This is a genomic window from Desulfovibrio sp. (assembly GCF_041907885.1).
Classification (GTDB): Bacteria; Desulfobacterota; Desulfovibrionia; order Desulfovibrionales; family Desulfovibrionaceae; genus Desulfovibrio.
Genome location: NZ_JAYRGM010000002.1, coordinates 88,547 through 113,481, shown reverse-complemented (window position 1 = coordinate 113,481; position 24,935 = coordinate 88,547). Strand labels below are relative to the sequence as shown.

Here is a 24,935-nt window from a genome sequence, read left to right as displayed (position 1 = left end):
CTGTATTTATAGCGAGATACACATATCAAACTATCCCCGCCGGGGACCCTTGCGCAAAAACACTTTGAGCTGCGCCTAATTTCTGTTACAATTTGCCAGTTTTGGGGCGGGGCCAAAAGTCCAGCCCTTTTCCTGCGTCTGGCGCAAGCCCGCAACACCTCAAGCCTTTACCAAGGCGGACCCATGCCCACACTGAAATACAAGCGCGTGCTGCTCAAACTGAGCGGCGAGGCCCTGGCCGGTGAAAACAAGACCGGTATCGACCCTGCAACCGTAGACACCATCTGCCGCGAAATCGGCACTGTGCTCGAAATGGGCGTCGAAATGGCCCTTGTGATTGGCGGGGGCAATATTTTTCGCGGGCTTTCCGGCTCGGCCAAGGGCATGGAGCGCTCGTCTGCCGACTACATGGGCATGCTGGCCACCGTGCTCAACGCCCTTGCAGTGCAGGACATGCTGGAAAAGCTGGGCTACCCCACGCGGGTGCTTTCGGCCATTACCATGCAGGAAGTGTGCGAGCCCTTTATCCGCCGCCGCGCCCTGCGCCATATGGAAAAAGGCCGTGTGGTCATTTGCGCCGCCGGTACGGGCAACCCCTACTTTACCACTGACACCACGGCGGCCCTGCGCGGCATGGAACTGAAGTGCGATGCCATCATCAAGGCCACCAAGGTGGACGGCATCTACGATAAAGACCCCGCCAAATACCCCGATGCCGTCAAGTACGACAGCGTCACCTATGATGAAACACTGGCCCGTCATCTGGGCGTTATGGACGCCACGGCCTTTGCCCTTGTGCGCGACAACAACGTGCCCATCATCGTGTGCCGCATGTTTGGCGGCGACATCTGCCGCGCCGTTAGCGGCGAGGCCGTGGGAACCATCGTTCAGAACTAGAGCCCTCAAGGAGAATACTGATGGATATAGACAGCATCCTTCTGGACGCCGAAGAACGCATGGAAAAAGCCGTTGCCGCACAGGAACGCGACTTTTCCAAACTGCGCACGGGCCGGGCCTCCACCGCCCTGGTGGACGGCATCAAGGCCGACTATTACGGCACGCCCACGCCCATCAGCCAGATGGCTTCCGTGTCCGTGCCCGACAGCCGCACGGTCAGCATCCAGCCCTGGGACAAGGGTGGCATTTCGATAATTGAAAAGGCCATTCTCAAGTCTGACCTGGGCCTTACGCCTGTCAACGACGGCAAGGTTATCCGCATCATGATTCCGCCGCTTACCGAAGACCGCCGCAAGGATCTGGTCAAGGTGGCCCGCAAATACACCGAAGATGCCAAGGTGGCTGTGCGCAACGTGCGCCGTGACGCCAACGACAGCCTTAAAAAGCTCGAAAAAGACAAGGCCATCAGCGAGGACGAACAGAAGAAAGCTTCTGAAGACGTGCAAAAGCTGACGGACAAGTTTGTGGCCGAAGCCGACAAAAAGTGCGTGGCCAAAGAAAAGGAAATTATGGAAATCTAGCCCGTGGCGGGTTATCCGCCGGGGATGCGCGCGCCCCGCAGGCAACTGCGGGGCGCGGCCTTGCTGCAACAGGCCACGCCATGCACAGCAGGGCCGCTGGCCCGCAGGACTTATCACCACAGGCTTTTGCATGACGGACCATCCAGACAAATTGCCCACCCACCTCGCCATCATCATGGACGGCAACGGCAGATGGGCCCAGGCACGCGGCCTGCCCCGCGAGGCTGGCCACCGCGCAGGCGCGGAAACAGTGCGCTCCATCGTAACCGAATGCCGGTCACTGGGCATACGCCACCTCACGCTCTACACCTTTTCCAGCGAAAACTGGAACCGCCCCAAGACCGAGATCAGCGCCCTGTTCAGCCTGTTGATGGAATTTTTAAGCCGCGAGGTTCCGCGCATGGTGGATCAGGGAATCTCCATGCGGGTGCTGGGCGACCTTGATTCCATGCCCCTTGCCCAACGCACGGCCCTGCGCCACGCGATCAGGCGCACCGAGAACGGCACTGACATGGTGCTCAATCTTGCGCTCAATTACGGCGGCAGGGGCGAAATTGTTCGCGCAGTGCAAAACATGCTGCGCCAGGGCCTGCGGCCCGAAGACGTAACCGAGCAAACACTGGCCGACCATCTGTACACCGCAGGGCAGCCAGATCCCGATCTGCTTATCCGCACCAGCGGCGAGCAGCGACTGAGCAACTACCTGCTCTACCAGTGCGCCTACAGCGAGCTGTATTTCACGCCCGTGCCCTGGCCAGACTTCGACGCCGCGCAACTGCGCATGGCCCTGGATGCCTATGCCGCCCGTTCGCGCCGCTTCGGCAAAACACAGGAGCAAATTGATGCCCATTGATCCCTCAACGCAGTCCATCGACATCCGCCGCATTTTCACCGGGCTTGCCCTTGCTGCGGTATTGTTGCTGGCGCTCTGGCTCAGGGGCCTGCCCCTTCTGTTTGTCATTCTGCTGGTCTGCGCCCTTGGCCTGTGGGAATTTTACTCGCTGTTCTGGGGTTCCAGCCGCGTACCCAGCCGCATTTGCGCCATCGTGCTTGGCTGGGGCATGATCTGCCTCACCTGGATGCATCGGCCCCAGGATGCCCTGGTCTTTCTTGGTGCGGGCTTTGTGCTGGCGTCCATGAGTTTTCTGTTCAGGTGGGACGTGCTGGAAGAGGACAATGCCTTTGCCTCCAGCGGCATCTTTATGGCAGGGCTGGCCTACGTGCCCCTGCTGCTGCTCCCTGCCACCTATCTTTCCACCACCAAGCTCATCTTTGTCATCGCTGCCGTGGCCATTTCAGACACCTCGGCCTATTTTGTGGGCACGCGCTTTGGCCACCACAAGCTGTGGCCCCGCGTCAGCCCCAAAAAGAGCTCCGAGGGTGCTGTGGGCAGCCTTGTGGGTTGCGTGATTTTTTGCGCCATCTACGGCTCCATCTACGGCAAGACCGGCTGGTTTTCGTTTGCGCTGCTGGGCATAGCCATCAACGCCTTTGCGCAGCTGGGCGACCTTTTTGAATCTGCCCTCAAGCGCTCGGTCAACATCAAGGATTCCGGCAACATTCTGCCCGGCCACGGTGGCATCCTCGACAGGGCAGACAGCCTGCTGTTTGCCATGCCCATGGTGGCCGTTGTGGACCAGTGGTTCTTTTTCTTTTAGGCCATCTGGCCCCTGGCCGCAGTTTTTGACAGCGGGCGGCGCAGCCGGAAACCCCAACGTTTCCCGGTGCGCCGCCCCTCTGCCCAACTGACGCACGCAACCGCGCGCAAACTGCATCAGCCAAAGCCCCGCCGGGGCGCTTGAATTTTTAGCCGCAGTACCTATCTTATGCGCACACGCGCCGCGAACATCTACGCGCGCCCATAAAAGGATAATCGCACCATGGCGCAACTTTGGCCCGGTCTGGGCGGCCCTTCCATCAATTACATTTCTGGCGCACCCAGCGAAAGCTGGCAGCAAACCTGGCCACGCAGCGTGGTGCTGCTGGGTTCCACCGGCTCCATAGGCCGCAGTACCCTGGCCGTGGCTGCGGCGCACCCGCAGGCATTTCGCATCATGGGCCTTGCCTGCGCGCGCAATGTGCAGCGCCTTGCCGAGCAGGCCCTTGAATGGCGGCCCCCGCATCTGGCCGTGCTGGACGACGAATTTGCCGCAAAACTGCGCCCCCTGCTGCCCGCAGACTACAGGCCGCGCATCCTTGTGGGAAGCAACGGCTATGCGGAGCTGGCATCACTGCCGGAAGCATCCACAGTGCTCTCTGCCCAGGTGGGCGCGGCGGGCCTGGCTGGAACCCTTGCGGCGGCACTGGCTGGCAAGGTTATCTGCCTTGCCAACAAGGAATCACTGGTGCTGGCGGGCGACCTTGTGCGCCGCGTGTGCGCCCGCACGGGGGCCGTGGTGCTGCCCGTTGATTCCGAGCACAATGCCATTTTTCAGTGCCTTGCGGGGCGCGGGCAGGAAGTGGAGCGGCTCATTCTCACGGCTTCGGGCGGGCCCTTCCGTGGCTGGAGCCGCGAAGCCCTGAGCGGGGTGACCATCGAGCAGGCCCTCAATCACCCCAACTGGAGCATGGGTGCCAAGATCACCATCGACTCGGCCACGCTCATGAACAAGGGGCTTGAGGTCATTGAGGCTTTCCACCTCTACGGGCTGCCCGTGGAGCGCATCAAGGTACTGGTGCATCCGCAGTCGGTGGTGCATTCGCTGGTGGAGTTCCACGATGGCAGCCAGCTTGCGCAACTGGGCACGCCCGACATGCGCATGGCCATTGCCGCCTGCCTGCTCTGGCCCCGTTGCGTGCCGGTCAATGTGCCCGCGCTCGACCTTACGGCCAAACCCCTCACCTTCCACGAACCAGACGAATCGGCCTTTCCCTGTCTTGGGCTTGCCAAGCAGGTGCTTGAAAATCGTGGTGGCCGTTGTGTTGTACTCAACGCCGCCAACGAGGCTGCGGTGGACCTGTTTCTTACAGGGCGCTGCGCCTTCATGGACATTCCCCGGCTGATTGAAGCCGCACTGGAGGCGCACGGCGCTTCCAATCCCGGCAATCAGCCCTTTTGCACGCCCCTCGAAGGCGCGGCCCTGTCCGATGATACGGACGCCGCCCTGCAACGGGAGGCGCATACATTGGCGGATCGCATGCAATGCCTTGACCGCCAGAGCCGCGAGCTGGTCTACACACTGGCCCGCGACGGAGGTTCCCTGTGCTGACAACAGTAATTGCCGTAGTGGTCGTTCTGGGCGGCCTGATTTTTTTCCACGAACTGGGGCATTTTTCCGTAGCCCGCTGGCTGGGCATGGGTGTTTCCACCTTTTCACTGGGCTTTGGCCCCAAGATTCTCAAATACCGCAAGGGCAAAACAGAATACGCCCTCTCGCTGGTTCCGCTGGGCGGCTATGTGGCCCTGGTGGGCGAAAGCGATCCCAAGGACATCCCGGATGGCTTTACCGAAAAAGAGAGTTTTGCCCTGCGCCCAGCCTGGCAGCGCCTGCTTGTGGTGGCTGCCGGCCCGGTGGCAAACATTATTCTGGCCTGGCTGCTGTGCTGGGCACTGGCCCTCGGCTGGGGCACGCCCATACTGCTGCCCCAGGTGGGCGGCGTGGTGCAGAACGGCCCGGCAGACAAGGCGGGCATCCAGCCCGGCGATACCATTGTGAGCATCAACGGTGTGGCGGTTGCCAACTGGCAGGCCATGGCCGACACCATTGCCCAGAGCAACGGCAAAACGCTTGATGTCACCCTTTCGCGCCCGGACATGGCCCCGCAGGCAGATAAGGAAACGCAGGCAGACGAAGCCGCTCAGGCAGAACAGGGCATGACCATCAGCGTGGAACTCACGCCCGAACGTTCAACCCGCAAAACCATTTTTGGCGAAGAAGAAAGCGCATGGCTCATCGGCATTCGCAATTCAGGCGCGGTGCGCCTTGAGCGCCACAGCTTCGCTGGCGCAGCCGTTGCCGGTGCGGGGCAGACGGCAGACATGGTTTCGCTGACCTGGCAAAGCTTTGTAAAACTTGCCGAACGCGTGGTTCCGCTGGATCAGGTGGGCGGGCCCATCATGATCATGCAGATGGTGGGCAAGCAGGCCCACGAGGGTCTTGCCGGTCTGCTGGCTCTGGCGGCGCTTATCAGCATCAACCTTGGCATTCTTAACCTTTTGCCCATACCCGTGCTCGACGGCGGGCAGATTGTGTTTTGCCTGTGGGAAATCGTCTTCCGCCGTCCGCCCAACCCGCGTTTTCAGGAATATGCCATGCGTGTGGGCATTGCCCTGCTGGTGGCCCTCATGCTGCTGGCAACCTACAATGACCTGTGGCGTATCATCAAAAATTCCGGCTGGTTCGGGAGCGGCTCATAATGCAGGCTGGCACGGGGCTAGAGCTGGTTCTTAACGCCGCCGAGGGCGCTTTGCAGATCGTTGTGACCGAAGACGAACGGCTGCTCTGCGTGCAGGAATGGCACAAGGCCGACCGGGCAACGGAAATTCTGGCTCCGGCCCTGGCCGAGATTTGCAGCACACTTGGCATTGCGCCTACCGCGTTTAGGCGCATTGCCTGCGTGCGCGGGCCAGGCTCGTTTACCGGCATACGGCTGGTGCTCACCACCGCCGCCGCCCTGCGCCGCGTGGGTCAGGCCCGCCTTGCGGGGCTGGACTACATGCAGGCCCTGGCTACCAGCGCGGTGCTCCAGCGCAACCTTTTTTACGGCACGCCGGTGTGGGTGCTTACCCATGCCCGACGCAACCTAGTGCATTGCCAGCCATTTATGTCCTACGGGCCGCAAATTCCGGCCCAACCAGCCGAGCCGGTTGACCTGTGCTCTCCGCAGGAGGCCCTGCGCCGTTTGGAAGCGGCCCGGCACAACCCCCTGCCGGAAGGTACGGCCCCCCACCGTTACGCCCACGTTTGCGGCAGCGGCCTTGCCCGCAATGCCGAGGTTTTTGCTGATCTGGCGGGTATGCGCATGGTTGTGGCCCCGGAGCAGACAGACATTCTGGCTCTGCCACGGCTGGTCTGCCCCGACTCGGCTTCGCTGTGCCTGCTGGCCCGCCACGGCGACTATTTCGATGCCGACATCGATCCCCTGTACGTGCGGCCCTGCGACGCCGTGGAAAATCTGCCCCAGCTGGCCCCCCGCATGGGCATGACCGGCGATTTTGCCCTGGCGGCCCTCGATTCCATGCTGGAACGCACCCCGCAGAGCGAAATTTGATTCTTTCCACAATGCTGCTGCGCACGCCCCCTCACCGTGATAGACGTCGTCCCGCAGCCATTGTTTCCTGATGATAAACACCAGCGGAGAACCCCATGATCCGTACAATCCGTCATTCGCTTTCCATGTTGTTATCACTGGCAGCGCTGGCACTTGTGCCAGCCAGCCCCTCTGTAACCCACGCTGCGGATAAAGCCGTGCGCATGGAACTGCCCACCCCCGCAAAAAGCGGCGGCATGCCGCTGATGCAAGCCCTGAACGAGCGACACTCCAGCAAGATGAACTACAGCGGCGCGGCCCTTTCGCCACAGCAGCTCAGTGATCTTTTGTGGGCCACCTGGGGCGTGAACCGCCCGGATGGCCGCAGAACAGCCCCCACAGCCATGAACAGGCAGGACGTGCGCCTCTATGTGGCCCTTGAAAACGGCGTGTGGCTGTACGATACGGGCAATGCCCTGATCCGGGTGCTGGAAGGCGACTGGCGGGCCCAGATGGGCGGCGGCTCGCTCACCCTGCTCTACGCCATTCCGCAGGCCAACGAATGGGGCGGAGCCCATGTGGGTTCGCTGTACCAGAATGCCGGGCTCTACTGCGCATCATCCGGGCTGGGCAACTTTGTGCATGTTTCCGGCCTGCACGCGCTCGACGGCAAACTTCCCCTGCCCGATGGCTGGAAAATCTTTATCATCCAGACTGTTGGGCTGCTCAAGTAACCCCCTGAACAACACGCACAAAGCCCCCGTTTGTACCATCTTGGCACGAACGGGGGCTTTTTTTGCGCATTCTGCTGCGGCGCGGGGCATGCCCCGGCTAAAAATCGAGCTCCAGAGGCTGGCGGCCAATAAAGATACGGCTGCGCGCAAATCCGTAGGAGGCGGCGTACTCTGCCAGTGTGTCAAAATGCGAGCCGGTATCCTGAATATTGTGCGCGTCGGAACCAAAACTGATGGTCAGCCCAAGGCCTGCGGCCAGCCGCATGATGGCCGGGCCGGGATACGGCTCGTGAAAAGGCTTGCGCAACCCGGCAGAAGAAACTTCCATGGCCGTATCGGTGGCGCGCATGGCTTCGAGCGCCGCTGCCACACGGTCTGTACTGCCCGGCAGGGCCAGCCAGGCCTGAAAATCCTCGTAGCAACACACCTTGATAAAATCCGGATGGGCCACCACATCAACCATGCCGCTGGCGGCCAGCTCCCGCATGGCTTCATAATAGGCATCATAGCGGGCAAACCGCTGCGGGCGCTCAACTTCTGGCCCCCAACTGCGCGGCGAACCCACCGGCACATCGCCCACAAAGTGCAGGCCGCCGATAATGTAGTCAAAGGGATATCTGCTCACGGCATCGCGCATCCAGGGCATGTTCACGGGCAGCCAGTCCAGCTCCATGCCCAGAAGCACCCGTGGAGCACCCGATTGCCCGCCCCCGGCGTGCCCGGCGGTCTGCTCCCTGAGTGCCATGACCTCGGCAGCATAGGCAGGAAAGGTAACGGCAAGGTCGCCCTTGTACAAAGGGCAGGAGTAGCCGGGAGGCAGGGGCGAATGCTCTGAAAATCCGTACCACGCCAGCTTGCGCGCCTGCGCGGCGGCAAACATTTCACCCACAGTGGCAAGGCCGTGCGAGGCAAGGGTGTGGTTATGGATATCGGCACAGATCATGGTGTTTCCTGCCGCTACAGGCCGGACTAAAAAGCTGCCTGGGCCAGCAGAGCACGCGCGTCTTTTACGTCCTGGGCAATGCGTTGCTTGAGGGCATCCACCGAGGCAAAGCGCTCTTCGCCGCGCACACGGGCCACAAATTCCAGGCGCATCATCTGCCCGTAGAGATTTTTTCCGTCTTCAAGCAAAAAGGTTTCAACGCCAAGCTCGTTGTCACCAAAGGTGGGTTTGCGCCCCACACAGGTAACCGCAGGCCAGGTATGGCCATCAAACGAGGCGCGGGTGGCGTACACGCCCTCAACGGGCAGCACCACCTCTGGCTTGCGCTGGTTGGCAGTGGGAAAACCCAGGCCAGCCCCGCGCCCGTCGCCGTGTACCACCTCGCCGGTGAATCCGTGGAATCGGCCCAGCAGTGTGGCGGCCCGCGCCACATCACCCTGGCCGATGAGCCCGCGCAACGAGGTGGAGCTGACAACCGTGCCGCTCACAAGCACAGGTTCAAGCTGCTCTACGGTAAAGCCAGTGAGCGCGCCCAGCTCGCGCAATACAGAAACCTGCCCGCCACGGTTACGGCCCAGCGTAAAATCGTAGCCCACAACCAGACGGCGCAGATGCATGGGCGCAAGAATGGTCTGCACAAAGGTTCCGGCCTCAAGGGCGGCCAGCTCGCGTGTAAAGGGCAGCTCTAGCACGCAGGCAACGCCCAGCGATTCAAGCAGGGCCAGCCTGTCTTCGCGGGTGGTCAGGGGCATGTGCCCGCGCTCTGGGAAAAGCACCTGGCGCGGATGCGGCCAGAAGGTCATGACCACCGGGGTCAGCCCTTCCTGCGCGGCCACCTCCAGCGTGCGCCGGATAAGCGCCTGATGACCAAGGTGAACGCCGTCAAAATTGCCAATGGTGACGGCTGACCCGGCAAGGGATCCCAGCGCGTCTACTGCGTGGACTATTTTCATTGGATATGTAGGTTCCCGAACAGATAACGCACGCCCGGCCCTAGATAAGCCGGTCGAAAACGAGTTTGTAAATCCTGCGGATATGCAGCACCAGCTTGAGGTTGATGCTTTTGGCCTGATTGGGGTCCTGGGTGGAAAAAGAGCTCAGATGCCGGGCAATTTCACTAAAGTCGGTATCGCCGCGAGGCTCGATCATGGCCCAGTATTCCCTGGCACGGTTCAGCAGATGGGCGCTGCGCTTGTCCCTGTGGGCCTGCGCGTATTCCTGCAAAAAAAGCTCAAACATGCACGTGGCATCCACGGGAAAAGACCGGGCCAGCGCAAGCCGCCACAGGGCTATGTAAAGCCCTGTCAGCTCGGCCTGCATCTGACGGCGGCGCATAAACTGCAAGCGTCTGACACCCAGCAGTTCTAGCTCAAGTGTAAAATCGGCATCTGCCAGCAGTGCCTTGAAATTCTCCAAAGCCGCCCGTGCGGCTTCGTGCGGGGCATTGTCGTGCAATGCCTCCTGTGCGGTGCTGTCTTCACTGTTCTGCATGGCTGTCACACTGTATGGTTACTCGTAAAACCCAAATGCCTAGTTTTCGCCCTCGTGGGACGAACCCTGACCCTGCCCACCGGCAGATTGCCCTGCAGCACCCTCTGTTGCCTGTGCGCCCCGGCTGCGCGATGACCGGCGGCGGCGCTTGCCCGACCGCGAAGGCTGGCCCTCGCCCGAAGCGGCATTGTCTGCGGCTTCGCCCTGCCCGCCTGCGCCGTTACGCGCGCGGGCCTCGCCCTGCGCGGAAGCCTGACCAGCGGCGGCATCATGACCGCGCCCGCCCGATGGCTTGCCGCGCCCGGAGCGCGAACGCCCCTGCCGGGCCTGATCGTGCTGGCCAGCAAGCGCACGGGGCTGCCCATCGGGAAAGCGCGTTTCGCGCAGGCTTTCCTGGTGGCAGGCGTCCAGCAGCATGGCCAGAAGCAGATTGTCTTCCTCATCGTTTTGCGACACAAGATCCCGCGCCAGCTGAGCGTAACGCCCAACCCGCATACGCTCAAGCCCCGTAAGCTTGCGAAACCGCCCTTCAAGAATGGCCGTAAGCCGGGTTCCCGCCACTTTCGCCACATCTTCATCAGTGGGCAGGGGCAGGCACATGATGCCAATCTTGTAGTGCTTGGCTATGCGGTCAAGCTCCATGCGCTGCATGACATCCACCAGCGAAATGACCGTACCGGCAGCGCCAGCGCGGCCCGTGCGTCCGGCACGGTGGATGTAGCTTTCGTGGTCTTCTGGCGGCTCGTAAAGAAATACGTGCGAGAGCTGCGGAATATCAATACCGCGCGCCGCCACATCGGTGGCCACAAGGTACTGTAGCTTGCCCTGGCGTATTTTTTCAAGCACGGCCTCGCGCCGCGACTGCGAAAGATCCGCCGAAAGCTCGTCTGCGCTGTAGCCAAACCCCTGCAACACGCCCGTAACATAGTGTACGTTCGACTTTGTATTGCAAAAAATTATGGCCGAAGCGGGATTTTCAGTTTCCAGCAGACGCACAAGGGCACGGTCTTTGTCCATGGGCTTCACCTCGCAAAAGAGGTGCTGCACTTCTGCCACATGCACTTCTTTTTGCGAAAGCGAAAGCATGGCCGGTTCTGCCATAAATTCGCGCGCCAGCCTGAGCACATGCGGCGGATACGTGGCAGAAAACAAACAGGTGTGGATGCTCTTTTGCGGCAGATAACGCTGAATTTCCTTCATATCGGGATAAAAACCGATAGAGAGCATGCGGTCGGCCTCGTCAAAAACCAGCACGCGAAGATCGCGCAGCTCCATGGTGCGGCGCAGCAGGTGGTCGAGCACACGGCCAGGCGTACCCACAATAACCTGCGCACCGTCGCGCAGGGCATCCATCTGTTTTTTGTAGCCCACGCCGCCGTACACGGCGACAGTGCGGATGCCGGTTTCTGCAAAAATTATCGCTGCCTCGCGCTCAACCTGAACGGCGAGCTCGCGCGTGGGGGCAAGCACCAGGGCCTGCGGGGCCTTGAGCTCGGCTGAAATATGGGGAAGCATGGGCAAAAGGTAGCAGCCGGTTTTGCCGCTGCCGGTGCGTGATTGCACCATAATGTCGCGCCCGGCAAGCAGATAGGGCAAGGCCAGCGACTGCACGGGCATAAGGCTTTGCCAGCCAGCCCGGCGGCAGGCATCCCCCACGGCCTGGGGCAGTTCTTCAAGAGTGACCCTGGGCAGGGAATCTTCGGGTTCGCTGACGGCTATGCCTTGCAGCGCGGCATCGGTTACAGCATCCGCATGTTCATTCACAGAAAAATCGTGTTCTGCCATGTATTTTCCCGGCGGTTCACCCGCCATAACTAAGTGTTTTGCTAACGTGCCAGCATGCCACACCCGCCGCTGATTCGCAAGTTTGGCATGCAAAGCACACCCTGCGTGCCTGTTTAACGCCATGCTTGCGTCCTGCGGCGCTTACAGGTAGATTTAACTGTTTGCGCGGAACAATCCGCGCCAGACCAACCCGTATTTTTTTGCCCTGGTGTAACGCGCAGCATGCCGCGCCACCGACACAACAAAGGAGGCTCCATGCCCTCTTCCCATACTGGCGGCGAGGCCCAGGAAGGCGCCCCCGGCTTTCAGCCCGACTTCAGCAAGGGGCTTTTGCCCGCCATCGCACAGGATTGCGACAGCGGCGAAGTGCTTATGCTGGCCTATATGAATGAAGAAGCCTGGCGCAAAACCCTTGAGACAGGCGAGGCCCATTACTGGAGCCGCAGCCGCAAAGAGCTGTGGCACAAGGGCGGCACATCGGGCAATGTACAAAAAGTACGCTCTGTGCGGCTTGATTGTGACAATGATACCCTACTGCTGCTCATTGAGCAGATTGGCGGCGCGGCCTGTCATACGGGCAAACGCTCCTGCTTTTACAGGGAACTGAAGCAAGGCTCGGTGCGGGAATGCTCCCCGCAGGTTTTTGACCCCAAAAAAGTTTACGGTCGATAGAAGGAAATTCTCATGAGCGCGGATACCATGCCCATTATCAAGCTTGGCGTGCCCAAGGGCTCGCTTGAAGACGCCACCATCAACCTTTTTGAGCGCGCGGGCTGGAAAATCCGCAAGCATACGCGCAACTATTTTCCCGACATCAACGACCCCCAGATTTCCGCATCGCTCTGCCGCGTGCAGGAAATTGGCGAATATATCGAAGCGGGCGTGCTGGACGTGGGCATTACCGGGCTCGACTGGCTGACCGAACGCAACCACGAAGACAAAGTGGTGCAGATTTCTGATCTTGTGTACTCCAAAACATCCAACCGCCCCTGCCGCTGGGTGCTTGCCGTGGCGGGCGATTCGCCCTACCAGACAGCCGCCGACCTTGCTGGCAAGCGCATTGCCACAGAGCTTCAGGGCCTGACGCAGCGCTACTTTGACAAAAAGGGCGTGGACGTGGACGTTTTTTATTCGTGGGGGGCAACCGAGGCCAAGGTGGTCGAAGGCCTGGCCGACGGCATTGTGGAAGTGACCGAAACGGGCACGACCATACGCGCCCACGGCCTGCGCATCATTGATGAGGTCATGGTTTCGTACCCCGTGCTGATCGCCAACAAAAAGGCGTGGGAAGACCCCGCCAAGCGCGCCAAAATCGAGCAGCTCGACCTGCTCCTGCAAGGCGCGCTGAAGGCCGAAAACCTCGTGGCTCTCAAAATGAACGCCCCGGCAGACAATCTGCCCGCCATTCTTGAAATGCTGCCCTCGCTCAATTCGCCCACGGTTTCGCCCCTGCGCGATGGCCGCTGGCTTTCTGTGGAATCTGTGGTGCAGATCAACGTGGTGCGCGACCTCATCCCCCGCCTGCGCGTGGCTGGTGCCGAGGGCATTATTGAATACGCCCTGAACAAGGTTATCTAGGCAATTTGCACAGCCGCGCAGCCCAAACCGGGCTGACCCGCGCGGCCTGCTGCCGCAAAGCACACATCACATACGGCAAGACGGCCTGCGCAAGCGGGCCGTCTTTTGCCCGCGCGGCGGGCATTACCGCTTCCCCCCGCCCCGCGCCGCCGCGCCACGGGCATGAAAACAGGAGTTCCCATGTCATCTGACGCCAGCCGTGAACTGCTTGAAAGCCTGCCAGAACTGAAGCCCGGCGAAACATTCTGCTTTGACTGCAACCCCGATGTGCCCTGTTTCAACCGGTGCTGCGCCGAGCTCACCCTGCCCCTTACTCCCTATGATGTGCTGCGCCTGCGCCACAACCTGGGGCTGGGCAGCGAGGAATTTCTTGCCACATTTACCACCCTGCGCTCCTTTCCTGATACGGGTTTTCCCCTGCCCATGCTGCGCATGCTCGATGGGCCGGACGAACCCTGCCCCTTTGTGACCCCCGCTGGCTGCTCGGTGTACGAAGACCGCCCCGGCGCCTGCCGCTACTACCCCCTGGGGCGCGGCACAAAAATGGCGGCTGACGGTGTATCCGAACGGTTTTTTGTGGTGCGCGAACCGCACTGCCTCGGCTTTGAAAAAGGCACTGTGCGCACGCCGCGCCAGTGGCTTGAAAATGAAGAGCTGCTGCCATTCAATACCTCCAACGACCGCTACATGCGCCTAATGGCCATGGTGCGGGCAACGGGAAAACCACTTGAACCCAAGCTGGTAACCATGCTAGTGCTTTGCCTGTTCCAGCTTGACAAATTCCGTGAGCTCATCACAAACATGCGAATATTCTCGCACGTGAATATTACGGAAGAACGCAAGGCCGCCATTCTTGAAGACAGCCAGAAGGGTGATGAAGCGGCCCTCAATTTTGGCCTCGACTGGATGGAGCTGGTGATATTCGGGCAGAGCGCAGGTTTGGAAAAAAAATAATCTGCCCAATATTTCACAAACTCAGCAAAAAAGCGCCCCCCACAGTCTTGCGCGGGAGCGCTTTTTCATATCCTGCGGGGGTCATTGAGTATTCTTGCATAGCAAAAAACTGGCTAATGACGGCAGTATTTTAAGAAAAATTTATTTTGAGCCCCCTCGCTCGTGATAAATTTCTTTTACAAATCCCCACGATTATGTCAGGATGACTTGGTACAGCATTTTATGAGCTGGAGAAATTTAAAAAAGTACAAAAATTTCAAGCATATCTACTGACAGAACCCAGCTGTGTGTAAGACGCGACACACGGCATTGCCTTAGACGGTTTGTTTGTTTTGGGGCCACGACCTCGGCCATTGGCCGGAACAATCGTATTGGAGGAGAGTATGAGTTTTGGCAGACAGGTGTATGAATTTCTGCTGAGCAGCTCCCAGGCTTACGCCAAATGGGATTTGGAAGTATCCACTTCCATTCTCAAAAACAGGAAGAAGATGCTCATTCTACTGGCGCTTGCAGTGCCGATTCTGGCAGGCTGCCTGGCAGAAGCGTATGAGTATCATGAAATGCTGGGCGGCAAAACCGCTTATGCTCCGGCATTCTACACCAACACAATCTTTCTTGCATCCATTGCAGTGGGCCTTGCAGCCGGTCTGATCACCGGGTGTATCGGTGCTGGCGGCGGTTTTATCATCACGCCGGCCCTTATGGCCGCAGGTGTTAAAGGCATTCTGGCGGTGGGCACTGACCTGTTCCACATTTTCGCCAAGGCCATCATGGGCACCACGGTGCACAAAAAGCTGGGCAACGTCTCCACCAAGCTGGCCATTGCCTTTTTGGTTGGTTCCGGCGTGGGCACGGTAATTGGCGGCGCCATCAACAAGGGCCTGTACAATGCCGACCCCCTGCTTTCCGAACTGTTCATCAGCACCATCTATGCCGTGCTGCTGGGCTTTTTGGGCTTTTACGCGCTGTTTGACTTTTTGAAGAGCTCGCGCGGCGGTGCCGCTGCCAGCCAGGACGCACACGGCGGCAGCGCTGGCATGACCGGCGTGGCCATGAAGCTTCAGGCTCTTGCCGTGCCGCCCATGATTTCTTTTGACGAAGACCTCGTGCCTGGCGGCCGCCGCATTTCCGGCTGGATCGTTGCTGCGGGCGGCGTTATCGTGGGCCTTTTGGCCGCCATCATGGGCGTGGGCGGCGGCTTCGTCACCTTCCCCATGTTTGTGTACATCTTCGGCGTGTCCTCCATGACCACCGTTGGTACGGACATTCTACAGATCATCTTTACCGCCGGTTTTGCCTCCATCGGCCAGTACGCCATTTACGGTTACGTGTTCTACACGCTGGCCATCGGCATGCTGCTGGGCTCTCTGCTGGGCATTCAGGTTGGCGCGCTGACCACCAAGGTGGTCAAGGGCATCCACATTCGCGGTTTTTACGCCATTTCGATCATTGCTGGCTTTATCAACCGCGCCGCCACCCTGCCCAAGAAGCTTGTTGAGCTTGAAGTGCTGAACTGGTCGCCCAGCGTTGTGGGCATTATTGAAGATGTGGGCAACGTGGTATTCTGGGTTGTTGTTGCCTTCTTCGGCATCTGGGTGTTCAGCAAGTTCTTCTTCAACCTCGGCAAGCTCAGAGGGGAGGCCTGATTATGCTTATTCACGCCAAAGCCCCCTTTTTCCGGGGCAGCTTGATGCTCATTTCGTTTCTGGTTCTGTTCGCCGCCCTGCTCATGCCCATCATGCGCGACGAAAACGGCAAACACCTGACCGGCCTTGAATACGCCGATAACGTGTTCAACGAGCTTTCCAAGGGATCCTCATACTTTATCCCCGGCGTTCGCAAAAATGTGCAGAGCGTTGACGGCAAAGTGGTGACGGTTACCGTAAAGCTCAAAAAAGCAGCTCTCGCTCCTGTTGCCGCCATGGCTTTGCAGCAGGCTGGTGCAACCGAAGTGTCGGCCACAGACGGCAAGGTTACCTTTACCGGCGACCTGGGCAAAATTCTTGCCTCTGCCACCGACGATGCCGATGCCCTGTACCACAACGATGCCGCCAAGGTGTCGCAGAAGTACGGTGGCGAAAATGCGCTTAAGGTGGCCGCTGCATGGTGGTACACGCTTTCGCCCAGCATCAAGGAACTGCAAAAGCAGCGCCTGATTGCCGAATCGCAGGTTGTGGACCATGTGCTGCGCCGCGCCGTTGAACCGGGTAACAACTTTTACAGTGTTACCGCTGCCAAGGTGTCCGAGCATGTGCTGCTGATGGCTGGCATGCTTATTTTCTATGTGCTTTATACCCTGTGGTATGGCTTTGCCATCTTTGAACTGTTTGAAGGTATTGGCCTGGCCATGACCAAATCCAAGGTCAAGAAAGAAGGCTAGGAACAGGCCGGAGACGCACATACCTTCCACGCCCGCGTCAGGCAGTCCACAGGATGGCTCGTAATACAGCAACCCTGCGGACAGGAAGTATGCCGGTGTTACCTGGTTGAATCTTAAAAAGGGCCGCTTCGTCGAAGCGGCCCTTTTTTTTAACAATCCATTCTACAAGCCGATAACCAGCGACCAAGCAAAGCAGTATGATCTCCATAGCCCACTGCAATCACAGCATATTTTACCGCCACCGCACGGTTACATTATAGAAAACACTAACGCTTTTTTGACATAGAATTGAGGCAGCTATAGACTCTATATCCAATCTATCAAACAAGGCAAAGTATGTCTTCAGACGCATCGTTCTGCCTCTGGAATTCAAGCTGCCACGAGTTGATCGCGAGCGCTCAGGACAGTGGGGCCAACATACACATGACATGCAGTTTCGTATGGCAAGACGAACCTGCATGTGTGAAGCTTGATGGCCTGCTGCGCGAAGTAAACGGCAGGGAAGCACAGCTTTTTGTGCGTAATATGGCAATGCAGCCCCTGAACCCCAAGGCCGATTTGGGCAGCGGCACGTATTACTTCAGCGTTAAACGCCAGATCGCGGAAGGCGTGGTTGCGCGGGTTGGCGTGTACGGCACGGGCAACATACTTGAAACAGTGATGGGCCCCGGCGGCGAGCTGGTATACCTGAGCCTGCGGTTTTCGCGGCACGTTACGGTGCGGCAGCTGCGCAACGGCAAAAGAATTCCCTGGTGCGACGACTACAACAGAATGTCGAGCGTGCTGCTTGCCCCAGAGCGCCCCGCCACATGCAACGACCTGCGTACCATACTTGGCGCGTACAGCAAGGAAACCGCACCACATACGCGTATCATCGATATTTCCGAAGGCGGCGCGTGCGTGTGCATGCCCGAAGAACTGGCCGTGCCCTCCTTTGGCGGCGATGCCACCTATCTTTTTTTTCTCCACCCAAGCATCCTGCCCGCAACCGTTCCGCCATACGTTTTTCTTGCCAAGCGGGCTGGCTTTGGCAAAACCGTGGATACCGAGGGGATTGCCGTAAGGCTGCGCTTTCAGGAAGAACTGGACTGGAACGCCCGCCGCACCCGCCTGCACTGGATCAACGTAAAGGGGGGCTCCCCCCGCCTGCGCCAATGCCTGCTGCACTATCCCGACCATGTGCAGGATTCGGAAAAATCCGCCTGATACGCAGCCCATGTGCAGCAAAGCCTGTTGCCTACACCAGCCGCCGCCCCTATACCGAGATCAGAGCCCAAGGTTTGTGGCCTTGATTTTGCATGCTTTATGGCATCCATGCCGCAATGCGGAAAATTTGACCCACAGCGGGTCATCAACATAAAGGATGCCGCCATGAACATTTCTGGAATCAACTCAGCCAATTCCTTTGCCTTTCCCACTATTGAAAAAGAAGAAAATGCCGCCCCTGCGGCTCTTTCGCACGATGTGGTGAGCCTCAGCGCCCCCAATCTGCTGGCAGACGACGAGGTGGACGGCGTGCTCAACGACACCATGGGCATGATCGCGCAAGACCCCATGAGCGCGCTTTCCGTACACGGTGGGCTGAGCGCCAGCCGGGTGGCCTCGCTGCTGAGCATGTAGGGCAGGCCGGGATCATTGCGGCACAGTTTGACACTGTCGCCGCCTTGGGGGTATCACTTTCCGTCTGCGCCGCTGCATATTTTTTGCGCGGGCGTTTATACCGAAGCCAGCACAGGGGTATGGGTGATGACGGATATTGACCGCCAAATGGCCACCATCAAGCGCGGCATTGCCGAGCTGATTGACGAAAAAGAACTGCGCAAAAAGCTTGAACGCGGCACACCGCTGCGTATCAAGGTGGGCTTTGACCCCACCGCTCCCGATCTGCACCTTGGGCACACGGTTGTGATGCACAAGATGCGTCATTTTCAGGAGCTGGGGCACCAAGTCATATTTCTTATCGGCGACTTTACGGGCCGCATAGGCGATCCCTCCGGCCGGTCTGAAACCCGCCCGCCCCTCACCGAAGAACAGGTACTCGCCAACGCAGAAACCTACAAAAAGCAGGTCTTCAAGATCCTTGATCCGCAAAAGACCGAGGTAGCCTTCAACTCTGCCTGGCTGGGCAAGATGGACGCCACCGGCTTTATCAAGCTGGCCTCTAGCTACACGGTTGCCCGCATGATGGAGCGCGATGATTTCGAAAAACGCTTCCGCGAGCAGCGCCCCATTTCGATCCATGAATTTTTGTATCCGCTGTGTCAGGGTTATGACTCTGTGGCCCTCAAGAGCGACGTTGAAATGGGCGGCACAGACCAGAAGTTCAATCTGCTGGTGGGGCGCACCCTTCAGGCCCACTACGGCATAGAAAGCCAGTGCATCCTTACCCTGCCCCTGCTTGAGGGAACCGATGGCGTGCGCAAGATGTCAAAATCTTACGGCAACTACATCGGCATTGACGAAGCCCCCGCGCAGATTTTTGGCAAGGTCATGGCCATCTCTGACGAGCTCATGTGGCGCTACTACGAGCTGCTTTCTGCCAAAAGCCTTGAGGACATCGCCGCCCTCAAAACCTCTGTGCAAAACGGCCAGCTGCACCCCAAGGCTGCCAAGGAAAACCTGGCCCACGAAATGGTGAGCCGTTACCACAGCGAAAAAGACGCCGACGAGGCCCGCCAGGGATTCAACGCCGTTTTTGCCGGTGGCGGCGTGCCGGACGACATGCCCGAACACAGCTGCACCTGTGGCGAAGACAGCACCCCCCCGGTGTTTCTTGAAGCCGCTGGCCTTGTCAAAAGCCGTGGCGAAGCCAAACGCCTCATGAAGGAAGGTGCGCTTTCGGTTGACGGTGAGCGCTGTGAAGACGCCGTTACCCCGCTGAACGCTGGCGAATACGTGGTCAAACTGGGCAAAAAGCGCTTTTTGAAGCTTATCGTGCGTTAATAGGCGCGCAGCATACAATCTGAAAAACCGTCTTTGTCTGGCCACATCTGCTGGCCGACAAAGACGGTTTTTTCATTACTTGAGGGGGTTCACGGTACGGAAAAATTTGGCCGTTGCCATGCAGCTTCTCCCTCAGCCGACCAGCACGGATTCAGGCAGATCATCTGCCAGCCGCACGCAGTTTCTGCCGCTGTTCTTGGCCTTATACAGGGCTACGTCTGCCCGCTTCATCATGTCGAGCAGGGGATTTTCGGCGTCAACCCGCAGATCCGCCACGCCAATACTCACCGTAAAGCTGATCTGCGCTTCACCGTAAGCGACAACAATGCCGGATGTTCTGACACGCAGAAGCTCGGCTATCTCCTTGCTGCGCAGGGGCGTAACATTGGTCAGCAGAATGCCAAATTCTTCGCCGCCCAGTCGGCCCACATGGTCGGGGGCGCGCATGGTTTCGCGCAGCAGCGTGCCCACACGCTGCAAAACCCTGTCACCGGCATCGTGCCCGTAGGTGTCGTTGATATTCTTGAAATGGTCGATATCCACCATCAAAAATCCCACCCCCAGCCCGTAACGCCGGGCACGGTCTATTTCGAGCTGCACTTTTTCCAGCAGATTCCGCCGATTATCCAGACCGGTGAGGGCATCTGTGGTTGCCATGGAGTACAGGTCCTCAATACGCTTTTCGAGCTGCAACTGTGTGTGCTTGAGCTCTGTGATGTCAGAGGCAATGACAAAAAATCCCCGCACCCCTAGTCCGTCAGAGTCCGGAATATAACGCGAAAGCACATAGCCCGTTGTGCCGTCGGCCTTGATACGCGGCTGTTCAAAATGCTGGGGCTCACCGCGCATGGTGGCTGCAATGAGCGGTTCGCATTTTTCATACTGCTCGTCGCCCAGCAAGGTGCGCACATCAAGGCCCACAATCTGGGCCTCGCTTTTGCCAAACCAGGCCCTGTACATCTTGTTGGCATAGCGGCATCTGCGCTGCGCATCCCAGTACGAAACCATGATGGGCGCGTGTTCCATGAGCACGCTGATAAATTTGTCACGCTCCTGCACGCTTTCGTGCATCCTTACCGCAGACATTTCAAACTGGCGGCGCGAGCGTGCCTCCACCAGCAGCACCGTGGTGGAAACAATTGCCGCAGCAAGCCATGCCAGCAGTTGAACAAACATATTACTGCGCCAGCGGGTGAGCACCTCTGTGTCGGTCATGACAGTGGCCACAACCAGCGGGCCATCAACCACAAAGGGGGCGGCAACCTGCCGCAACACAAGACGCAGCGGCTCTGCCCCCATGCGGATAAAGCCAATGTTTAACGATGCTGCGTCTGTCGTCATGCCGCGTATGGCCGCAACAAGTGCCTGCTCCTCTTCCTCCGTCATGCGGGCAAAGGGCATCAGCCCCCTGCCAGCCGCAGTGTACACGGCTGCCTGCGCATCAGCGGAGTTAAAGGCAGCAAGGCGCTGCTGCCAAAAATAGCTGGTCAGCGCCAGCGTAACAGTAATGGGCGCGTGGCCGTGCGCCGCACTGCTACGGGTGAACACACCACCCGCTGGCGTTTCCGGCACTGATCCGCTGCCAGCAATGAGGCCAGTACTGTCTGTCAGCACTATTCCGGCCACAAGGGGATGGCTGCGTGCGAGGGCGGCGAGGTGCGCTGCCACGTGAGCCCTGTCGACCCGCCCACCGCCTTCCGGCGTTACGGCCAGGCCTTCCACCGCATTGAGCAGGGCTGTCACGCTGGCCAGCTCTGATTTTACAATACTGGCCGCAATGCTGTTTTCAGAAACCAGCAAGCGCATATCCGCATCCTGAATCTGAAAATAGTCAAAAACCACATTGGCGCAGATGACAACAGCCAGTAAAGCCAGCCATACACTGTGGATGACCCAGTGTGAGCGAGAAGCCAACATCCTGCATATACTCGCAATTTTCATGGCTGTTCCCGGTTGTTAATGTGGGGGAAGTTCATACTAATACCTGGTTTTTTACTAGGCAAGTAGTTCTGCCAGATGAGGGCAGGTTCTTTTGTTTTTTTGGCTTTTCTCCTACCATGCGGCAACGGAGGTCGTATGCAAAAACTTTATGTGGCCATGGTGGGGCTGCCCGCAAGGGGAAAATCCACTCTTGCAAAGCGTATTCGCGACGGGCTGATGACCGAGGGTATCGCCGCCAGGCTGTTCAACAACGGAGACATGCGCCGGGCGCTGATTGGCGCAGAATCCACAGACCCCAATTTTTACGACCCCAACAACAGGCTGGGCCGCGAGGCCCGCGAAATGATCTGTGTGCGCAACATGGAGCAGGCACGCGAATGGCTGGCCCGCGATGGCGAGGTGGCCATTCTGGACGCCACCAACGTGAGCCGCGCACGCAGACACCTTATAGAAACCACGCTCACCGACCACCCTGTGCTGTTTGTGGAATGCGTCAACGAAGACCAGCTGCTGCTCAACGCCTGCATTCGCCGTAAAACAACACTGCCGGAATACGCCTCGTATACAGAAGAAGCGGCTCTCGCCAGCTTTATGAAGCGTATCAGCTACTACGAAACAATCTACGAACCCTTGCAGGACGAAAAATACTGGCTGCGGGTCGATTCCACTGCCAACCGCATTCTGGACGAACGCCCCTGCGAAAGTTCGCCCTACTACCCTGCCATCCGCGAAATGGTGGTGAGCGTATGGATTCAGTGCCTGTATCTGGCCCGTCATGGGCAGACAGAATTCAACCTGCGTGGGCGCATCGGCGGCGACCCGCCGCTCACGGCCACTGGCCGCGCTCAAGCCCAGGCGTTGGCAACCCACCTGCGTGAAAAGCCCATTGAATGGGTTTTTACCTCAACGCGCATCCGCTCGCACGAAACCGCCACTCCGCTGCTCACAGAAAGGCCCGAAGCCCACGCCATGGCCTTTAAGGAGTTTGACGAAATATGGGCTGGCGACTGCGAGGGCATGCTGTACAGCGAGATACGCGAACGCATGCCCGAAGTGACCCAGGGCCGCAATGCCAGCAAGTACACCTACGCATACCCCAATGGCGAAAGCTACGCCCTGCTGCGCGAACGTGTGCAGCGCGGCCTGCGCCGGGCGCTGTTTCTGGCGGGCGACGCCCCCCTGATAATTGTGGGGCATCAGGCCATCAACCGCGTGCTGCTTTCGCTCTTTTTACGCCAGCGCAATGAAGATGTGCCCTTTATCTACATTCCCCAAAACCAGTATTACCACATCAGCCTCACGCCGCGCCGCAAGGTTTTTGAGCGTGTTCCCTACGATGGATCACAGGGAACCAATCTGCTGGAACAGTAAAAAGGCCCGTGCCCCTGGCCGGTTGCGCGTCCATCAAACGCAAGCCCGCACAGGCGCACAGGCCCAGGTTACAGCTGCATAAACCGGGTGCGCCGCGTGGACGCACCCGGTTTTTACTCAGCACTCAAGGCAACCGGCCAGGCGGTTGAAAACCGTGGGCTCTGCATGGCCCACCTGCACATCAAGCACATCGTGCAGCTTGCGTACCTGTTTTACAATCTGCTCTATGCGGCCATCGTCCTTGACCACAAGCCACATGCGGCAGGTGTCGCCGTCGGCCTCTGGCGTAACCAGCACGCCCTCAAGGTTGTAGGCGCGGCCAGCAAAGAGGCCGCAGACGTGCGAAAGCACACCGGGATGATTGTTGACGCTCAAGTGCAAGGTCGTAAGTGCGCTCGTCACGGAACCGTTCATGCGTTAACCCCCTCTATCATCTGGCTGTTTGCCGCTCCTGGCGGCACCATGGGAAATACCTTTTCATCTGCGCTCATGCGCACCTCAAGCAGACACGGGCCCGGATTTTTCAGGGCTTTTTGCAGCACGGCCCTGGGGTCGTGTTCGCTGTTCAGGCTGTAGGCGGGCATGCCAAAACCCTGGGCAATGCGCACAAAGTCTGTTTTTTCCGTAAAGGTCGAGCCAAACAGGTTGCCCCCAAAGAAGAGATCCTGCTGTTGCTGCACAAGCCCAAGCCCCTCGTTGTTGCACAGAATAATCTTGACGTTGGCCTGATTTTCCACCGCTGTGGCCATTTCCTGAATATTCATGAGCAGGCTGCCGTCGCCGGAAAAACAGACCACGGTTTCTTCAGGTTTTGCCAGCGCAGCACCAATGGCTGCGGGCAGGCCAAAACCCATCGTTCCCAGGCCGCCAGAAGTCAGCCACTGGCGGGGCTGCATCATGGGATAGGCCTGTGCAACGCGCATCTGGTGCTGGCCCACATCTGTGGTCACAATGCCCTTGCCGTCCAGAATCTCGGCCACCTGCCTGATGATGCCGTAGGGTGAGCATACCTCGTCCGTGCGGTCAAAACGCAGGCCGTGTTCCGCCTTGCAGGCGGCCACGCGCTCAAGCCAGGGCTCGTGGTTGTTATTGTGCAACAGTGGCAGCAGGGCGTTGAGGGCCTGGGCCGCATCTGCCGTAATGCCCACCTTGCGGTATGCGCAGTTTGCCCACCTCGCAGGCGTCGATATCAATGTGGACAATGCCGGTTTTGGGGCAAAAGCTGTCCAGCCTGCCGGTTGCGCGGTCGCCAAGGCGTGCGCCCACCACCATGAGCAGATCGCATTCTTCGACCAGCAGATTTGAGGCCCGCGCCCCGTGCATGCCCAGCATGCCCACGGCAAGCTCGTGCCCGTGCGGAATGGCCCCAAGCCCGCGCAAGGACATGACTGCGGGTATGCGGCGGGCTTCCATAAAGGCCAGCACGGCCTGCGAAGCTTCGGGAGAAGACGTGCCGCCGCCAAGCAGCAGCAGGGGCCGTTCTGCGCGGTTCATGAGCTCTGCCGCCCGGGCAAGTGCCTTGGCATCCGGCTCTGGCATGGGGGCGGGAGCGCCCGCATGGGGCAGGGCCTGCAATTCGGCCACGGCCACCTGCACATCACGCGGAATATCCACCAGCACAGGGCCCGGCCTGTCGCCCGCCGCAATGGCAAAGGCCTCTGGGATGATGCGCAAAAGTTCTTCTATGGAGCGCACAATAAAGTTGTGCTTGGTGGCCGGGATGGACATGCCGTAGATGTCCACTTCCTGAAAGGCATCCGTGCCGATCATGCTCAGGGGAACCTGCCCGGTGATGCAGACCAGCGGCACGGAATCCATGCGCGCGTCGGCCAGAGCCGTGAGCGTGTTGGTTGCCCCAGGGCCGGAGGTGGCAAAGATCACGCCGGGGCGGCCCGTTACCCTGGCCATGCCCTGGGCGATGAAGCCCGCGCCCTGCTCGTGCCGGGCAAGTATGTGGTGGATTGTTCCCCTGCGCCCAAGGGCGTCGTAAAGGGGAAGATTGAAGCCGCCCGGAATACCCGCAATGTGCGTTACACCCTGGTTTTCCAGCAGGCGGATGGTGAGTTCTGCTCCCGAAAGACGTAACATCGCCGCAAGACTCCTTTTTGATGGTGGGCTTGTCGGCGGCGGTGCGGAATAAAAAAACC

General features: G+C 59.3%; 25 protein-coding genes. 17 read left to right on the top strand and 8 right to left on the bottom strand.

The window, feature by feature from the left end; translation table 11 throughout:
- Window positions 1–183 precede the first annotated feature (183 nt).
- From pyrH to ACE3NW_RS01955, 8 genes are all read left to right on the top strand, one after another.
- On the top strand, window positions 184–897 hold the full coding sequence (pyrH, locus tag ACE3NW_RS01990) for a UMP kinase (protein ID WP_374279834.1): 714 nt from the start codon (window positions 184–186) through the stop codon (window positions 895–897).
- Window positions 898–917: 20 nt separating this feature from the next.
- Window positions 918–1,478 (top strand): ribosome recycling factor, encoded by a 561-nt coding sequence (gene frr, locus ACE3NW_RS01985; protein WP_374279832.1) that lies wholly within the window; start codon window positions 918–920, stop codon window positions 1,476–1,478.
- Between the two features lie 130 nt (window positions 1,479–1,608).
- On the top strand, window positions 1,609–2,331 hold the full coding sequence (locus ACE3NW_RS01980; RefSeq protein ID WP_374279830.1) for an isoprenyl transferase: 723 nt from the start codon (window positions 1,609–1,611) through the stop codon (window positions 2,329–2,331).
- Window positions 2,321–3,136 (top strand): phosphatidate cytidylyltransferase, encoded by an 816-nt coding sequence (locus ACE3NW_RS01975; RefSeq protein ID WP_374279828.1) that lies wholly within the window; start codon window positions 2,321–2,323, stop codon window positions 3,134–3,136. The genes ACE3NW_RS01980 and ACE3NW_RS01975 overlap by 11 nt, the downstream gene beginning before the upstream one ends.
- 222 nt (window positions 3,137–3,358) lie before the next feature.
- Window positions 3,359–4,687, top strand: coding sequence for a 1-deoxy-D-xylulose-5-phosphate reductoisomerase (gene dxr, locus ACE3NW_RS01970; RefSeq protein WP_374279826.1), 1,329 nt, complete (start codon window positions 3,359–3,361; stop codon window positions 4,685–4,687).
- On the top strand, window positions 4,681–5,835 hold the full coding sequence (gene rseP / locus ACE3NW_RS01965; RefSeq protein ID WP_374279824.1) for an RIP metalloprotease RseP: 1,155 nt from the start codon (window positions 4,681–4,683) through the stop codon (window positions 5,833–5,835). Before dxr ends, rseP begins: the two co-directional genes overlap by 7 nt.
- The gene (gene tsaB / locus ACE3NW_RS01960; RefSeq protein WP_374279822.1) at window positions 5,835–6,689 is read left to right on the top strand and encodes a tRNA (adenosine(37)-N6)-threonylcarbamoyltransferase complex dimerization subunit type 1 TsaB; all 855 of its coding nucleotides are present in this window, start codon (window positions 5,835–5,837) and stop codon (window positions 6,687–6,689) included. Before rseP ends, tsaB begins: the two co-directional genes overlap by 1 nt.
- A 95-nt stretch (window positions 6,690–6,784) precedes the next feature.
- Window positions 6,785–7,402, top strand: a complete 618-nt coding sequence (locus tag ACE3NW_RS01955; protein WP_374279820.1) for a nitroreductase family protein — start codon at window positions 6,785–6,787, stop codon at window positions 7,400–7,402.
- A gap of 97 nt (window positions 7,403–7,499) precedes the next feature.
- Here ACE3NW_RS01955 and ACE3NW_RS01950 read toward each other — a convergent pair whose 3' ends face one another.
- Genes ACE3NW_RS01950 through ACE3NW_RS01935 form a run of 4 tightly spaced genes read right to left on the bottom strand, consistent with a single transcriptional unit; the run spans window position 7,500 to window position 11,621 of the window.
- Window positions 7,500–8,345 carry a histidinol-phosphatase gene (locus ACE3NW_RS01950; protein WP_374279818.1) on the bottom strand — a complete coding sequence of 282 codons (846 nt, stop codon included), beginning with the start codon at window positions 8,343–8,345 and terminating at the stop codon, window positions 7,500–7,502.
- A gap of 26 nt (window positions 8,346–8,371) precedes the next feature.
- Window positions 8,372–9,298 (bottom strand): bifunctional riboflavin kinase/FAD synthetase, encoded by a 927-nt coding sequence (locus ACE3NW_RS01945; protein ID WP_374279816.1) that lies wholly within the window; start codon window positions 9,296–9,298, stop codon window positions 8,372–8,374.
- A gap of 40 nt (window positions 9,299–9,338) precedes the next feature.
- Entirely contained in the window at window positions 9,339–9,836 is a 498-nt protein-coding gene (locus ACE3NW_RS01940) for a hypothetical protein (protein ID WP_374279813.1), read from the bottom strand.
- A 39-nt stretch (window positions 9,837–9,875) separates the two neighbouring features.
- Complete coding sequence (locus tag ACE3NW_RS01935; protein ID WP_374279811.1) at window positions 9,876–11,621, bottom strand: DEAD/DEAH box helicase; 1,746 nt, start codon at window positions 11,619–11,621, stop codon at window positions 9,876–9,878.
- Between the two features lie 255 nt (window positions 11,622–11,876).
- Here ACE3NW_RS01935 and hisI point away from each other — a divergent pair, with 255 nt between their 5' ends.
- The 8 genes from hisI to tyrS all read left to right on the top strand — a co-directional run bounded on the left by hisI (window position 11,877) and on the right by tyrS (window position 19,476).
- Window positions 11,877–12,293, top strand: a complete 417-nt coding sequence (hisI, locus tag ACE3NW_RS01930) for a phosphoribosyl-AMP cyclohydrolase (RefSeq protein WP_374279809.1) — start codon at window positions 11,877–11,879, stop codon at window positions 12,291–12,293.
- 12 nt (window positions 12,294–12,305) lie between these two features.
- A complete protein-coding gene (gene hisG / locus ACE3NW_RS01925) occupies window positions 12,306–13,199 on the top strand; it encodes an ATP phosphoribosyltransferase (protein ID WP_374279807.1) in 894 nt (297 codons plus the stop codon).
- Between the two features lie 180 nt (window positions 13,200–13,379).
- Window positions 13,380–14,153, top strand: a complete 774-nt coding sequence (locus tag ACE3NW_RS01920; protein ID WP_374279805.1) for a YkgJ family cysteine cluster protein — start codon at window positions 13,380–13,382, stop codon at window positions 14,151–14,153.
- Window positions 14,154–14,536: 383 nt separating this feature from the next.
- Window positions 14,537–15,799, top strand: coding sequence for a sulfite exporter TauE/SafE family protein (locus ACE3NW_RS01915; RefSeq protein ID WP_374279803.1), 1,263 nt, complete (start codon window positions 14,537–14,539; stop codon window positions 15,797–15,799).
- Between the two features lie 2 nt (window positions 15,800–15,801).
- Entirely contained in the window at window positions 15,802–16,533 is a 732-nt protein-coding gene (locus ACE3NW_RS01910) for a hypothetical protein (protein ID WP_374279801.1), read from the top strand.
- Window positions 16,534–16,995: 462 nt separating this feature from the next.
- The gene (locus tag ACE3NW_RS01905; protein ID WP_374279799.1) at window positions 16,996–17,739 is read left to right on the top strand and encodes a hypothetical protein; all 744 of its coding nucleotides are present in this window, start codon (window positions 16,996–16,998) and stop codon (window positions 17,737–17,739) included.
- A gap of 165 nt (window positions 17,740–17,904) precedes the next feature.
- On the top strand, window positions 17,905–18,153 hold the full coding sequence (locus tag ACE3NW_RS01900) for a hypothetical protein (RefSeq protein ID WP_374279797.1): 249 nt from the start codon (window positions 17,905–17,907) through the stop codon (window positions 18,151–18,153).
- 126 nt (window positions 18,154–18,279) lie between these two features.
- Window positions 18,280–19,476 carry a tyrosine--tRNA ligase gene (gene tyrS / locus ACE3NW_RS01895; RefSeq protein ID WP_374279795.1) on the top strand — a complete coding sequence of 399 codons (1,197 nt, stop codon included), beginning with the start codon at window positions 18,280–18,282 and terminating at the stop codon, window positions 19,474–19,476.
- Between the two features lie 132 nt (window positions 19,477–19,608).
- Here the strand turns inward: tyrS and ACE3NW_RS01890 are convergent, their stop codons facing one another.
- On the bottom strand, window positions 19,609–21,417 hold the full coding sequence (locus tag ACE3NW_RS01890; RefSeq protein WP_374279793.1) for a diguanylate cyclase: 1,809 nt from the start codon (window positions 21,415–21,417) through the stop codon (window positions 19,609–19,611).
- Between the two features lie 135 nt (window positions 21,418–21,552).
- Here ACE3NW_RS01890 and ACE3NW_RS01885 point away from each other — a divergent pair, with 135 nt between their 5' ends.
- Window positions 21,553–22,788 carry a 6-phosphofructo-2-kinase/fructose-2,6-bisphosphatase gene (locus ACE3NW_RS01885; RefSeq protein ID WP_374279791.1) on the top strand — a complete coding sequence of 412 codons (1,236 nt, stop codon included), beginning with the start codon at window positions 21,553–21,555 and terminating at the stop codon, window positions 22,786–22,788.
- A 117-nt stretch (window positions 22,789–22,905) separates the two neighbouring features.
- Here ACE3NW_RS01885 and ilvN read toward each other — a convergent pair whose 3' ends face one another.
- Genes ilvN through ACE3NW_RS01870 form a run of 3 tightly spaced genes read right to left on the bottom strand, consistent with a single transcriptional unit; the run spans window position 22,906 to window position 24,876 of the window.
- Complete coding sequence (gene ilvN / locus ACE3NW_RS01880) at window positions 22,906–23,202, bottom strand: acetolactate synthase small subunit (RefSeq protein WP_374279789.1); 297 nt, start codon at window positions 23,200–23,202, stop codon at window positions 22,906–22,908.
- On the bottom strand, window positions 23,199–23,936 hold the full coding sequence (locus ACE3NW_RS01875; RefSeq protein ID WP_374279787.1) for a thiamine pyrophosphate-dependent enzyme: 738 nt from the start codon (window positions 23,934–23,936) through the stop codon (window positions 23,199–23,201). Before ACE3NW_RS01875 ends, ilvN begins: the two co-directional genes overlap by 4 nt.
- Entirely contained in the window at window positions 23,875–24,876 is a 1,002-nt protein-coding gene (locus ACE3NW_RS01870; protein ID WP_374279785.1) for a thiamine pyrophosphate-binding protein, read from the bottom strand. Before ACE3NW_RS01870 ends, ACE3NW_RS01875 begins: the two co-directional genes overlap by 62 nt.
- Window positions 24,877–24,935: the final 59 nt, after the last annotated feature.

Coding starts and splice junctions, on each gene's coding strand:
- pyrH (WP_374279834.1), top strand. CDS start 184: ATGCCCACACTGAAATACAAGCGCGTGCTGCTCAAACTGAGCGGCGAG.
- frr (WP_374279832.1), top strand. CDS start 918: ATGGATATAGACAGCATCCTTCTGGACGCCGAAGAACGCATGGAAAAA.
- ACE3NW_RS01980 (WP_374279830.1), top strand. CDS start 1,609: ATGACGGACCATCCAGACAAATTGCCCACCCACCTCGCCATCATCATG.
- ACE3NW_RS01975 (WP_374279828.1), top strand. CDS start 2,321: ATGCCCATTGATCCCTCAACGCAGTCCATCGACATCCGCCGCATTTTC.
- dxr (WP_374279826.1), top strand. CDS start 3,359: ATGGCGCAACTTTGGCCCGGTCTGGGCGGCCCTTCCATCAATTACATT.
- tsaB (WP_374279822.1), top strand. CDS start 5,835: ATGCAGGCTGGCACGGGGCTAGAGCTGGTTCTTAACGCCGCCGAGGGC.
- ACE3NW_RS01955 (WP_374279820.1), top strand. CDS start 6,785: ATGATCCGTACAATCCGTCATTCGCTTTCCATGTTGTTATCACTGGCA.
- ACE3NW_RS01950 (WP_374279818.1), bottom strand. CDS start 8,345: ATGATCTGTGCCGATATCCATAACCACACCCTTGCCTCGCACGGCCTT.
- ACE3NW_RS01945 (WP_374279816.1), bottom strand. CDS start 9,298: ATGAAAATAGTCCACGCAGTAGACGCGCTGGGATCCCTTGCCGGGTCA.
- ACE3NW_RS01940 (WP_374279813.1), bottom strand. CDS start 9,836: ATGCAGAACAGTGAAGACAGCACCGCACAGGAGGCATTGCACGACAAT.
- ACE3NW_RS01935 (WP_374279811.1), bottom strand. CDS start 11,621: ATGGCAGAACACGATTTTTCTGTGAATGAACATGCGGATGCTGTAACC.
- hisI (WP_374279809.1), top strand. CDS start 11,877: ATGCCCTCTTCCCATACTGGCGGCGAGGCCCAGGAAGGCGCCCCCGGC.
- hisG (WP_374279807.1), top strand. CDS start 12,306: ATGAGCGCGGATACCATGCCCATTATCAAGCTTGGCGTGCCCAAGGGC.
- ACE3NW_RS01920 (WP_374279805.1), top strand. CDS start 13,380: ATGTCATCTGACGCCAGCCGTGAACTGCTTGAAAGCCTGCCAGAACTG.
- ACE3NW_RS01915 (WP_374279803.1), top strand. CDS start 14,537: ATGAGTTTTGGCAGACAGGTGTATGAATTTCTGCTGAGCAGCTCCCAG.
- ACE3NW_RS01910 (WP_374279801.1), top strand. CDS start 15,802: ATGCTTATTCACGCCAAAGCCCCCTTTTTCCGGGGCAGCTTGATGCTC.
- ACE3NW_RS01900 (WP_374279797.1), top strand. CDS start 17,905: ATGAACATTTCTGGAATCAACTCAGCCAATTCCTTTGCCTTTCCCACT.
- tyrS (WP_374279795.1), top strand. CDS start 18,280: ATGACGGATATTGACCGCCAAATGGCCACCATCAAGCGCGGCATTGCC.
- ACE3NW_RS01890 (WP_374279793.1), bottom strand. CDS start 21,417: ATGAAAATTGCGAGTATATGCAGGATGTTGGCTTCTCGCTCACACTGG.
- ACE3NW_RS01885 (WP_374279791.1), top strand. CDS start 21,553: ATGCAAAAACTTTATGTGGCCATGGTGGGGCTGCCCGCAAGGGGAAAA.
- ilvN (WP_374279789.1), bottom strand. CDS start 23,202: ATGAACGGTTCCGTGACGAGCGCACTTACGACCTTGCACTTGAGCGTC.
- ACE3NW_RS01870 (WP_374279785.1), bottom strand. CDS start 24,876: ATGTTACGTCTTTCGGGAGCAGAACTCACCATCCGCCTGCTGGAAAAC.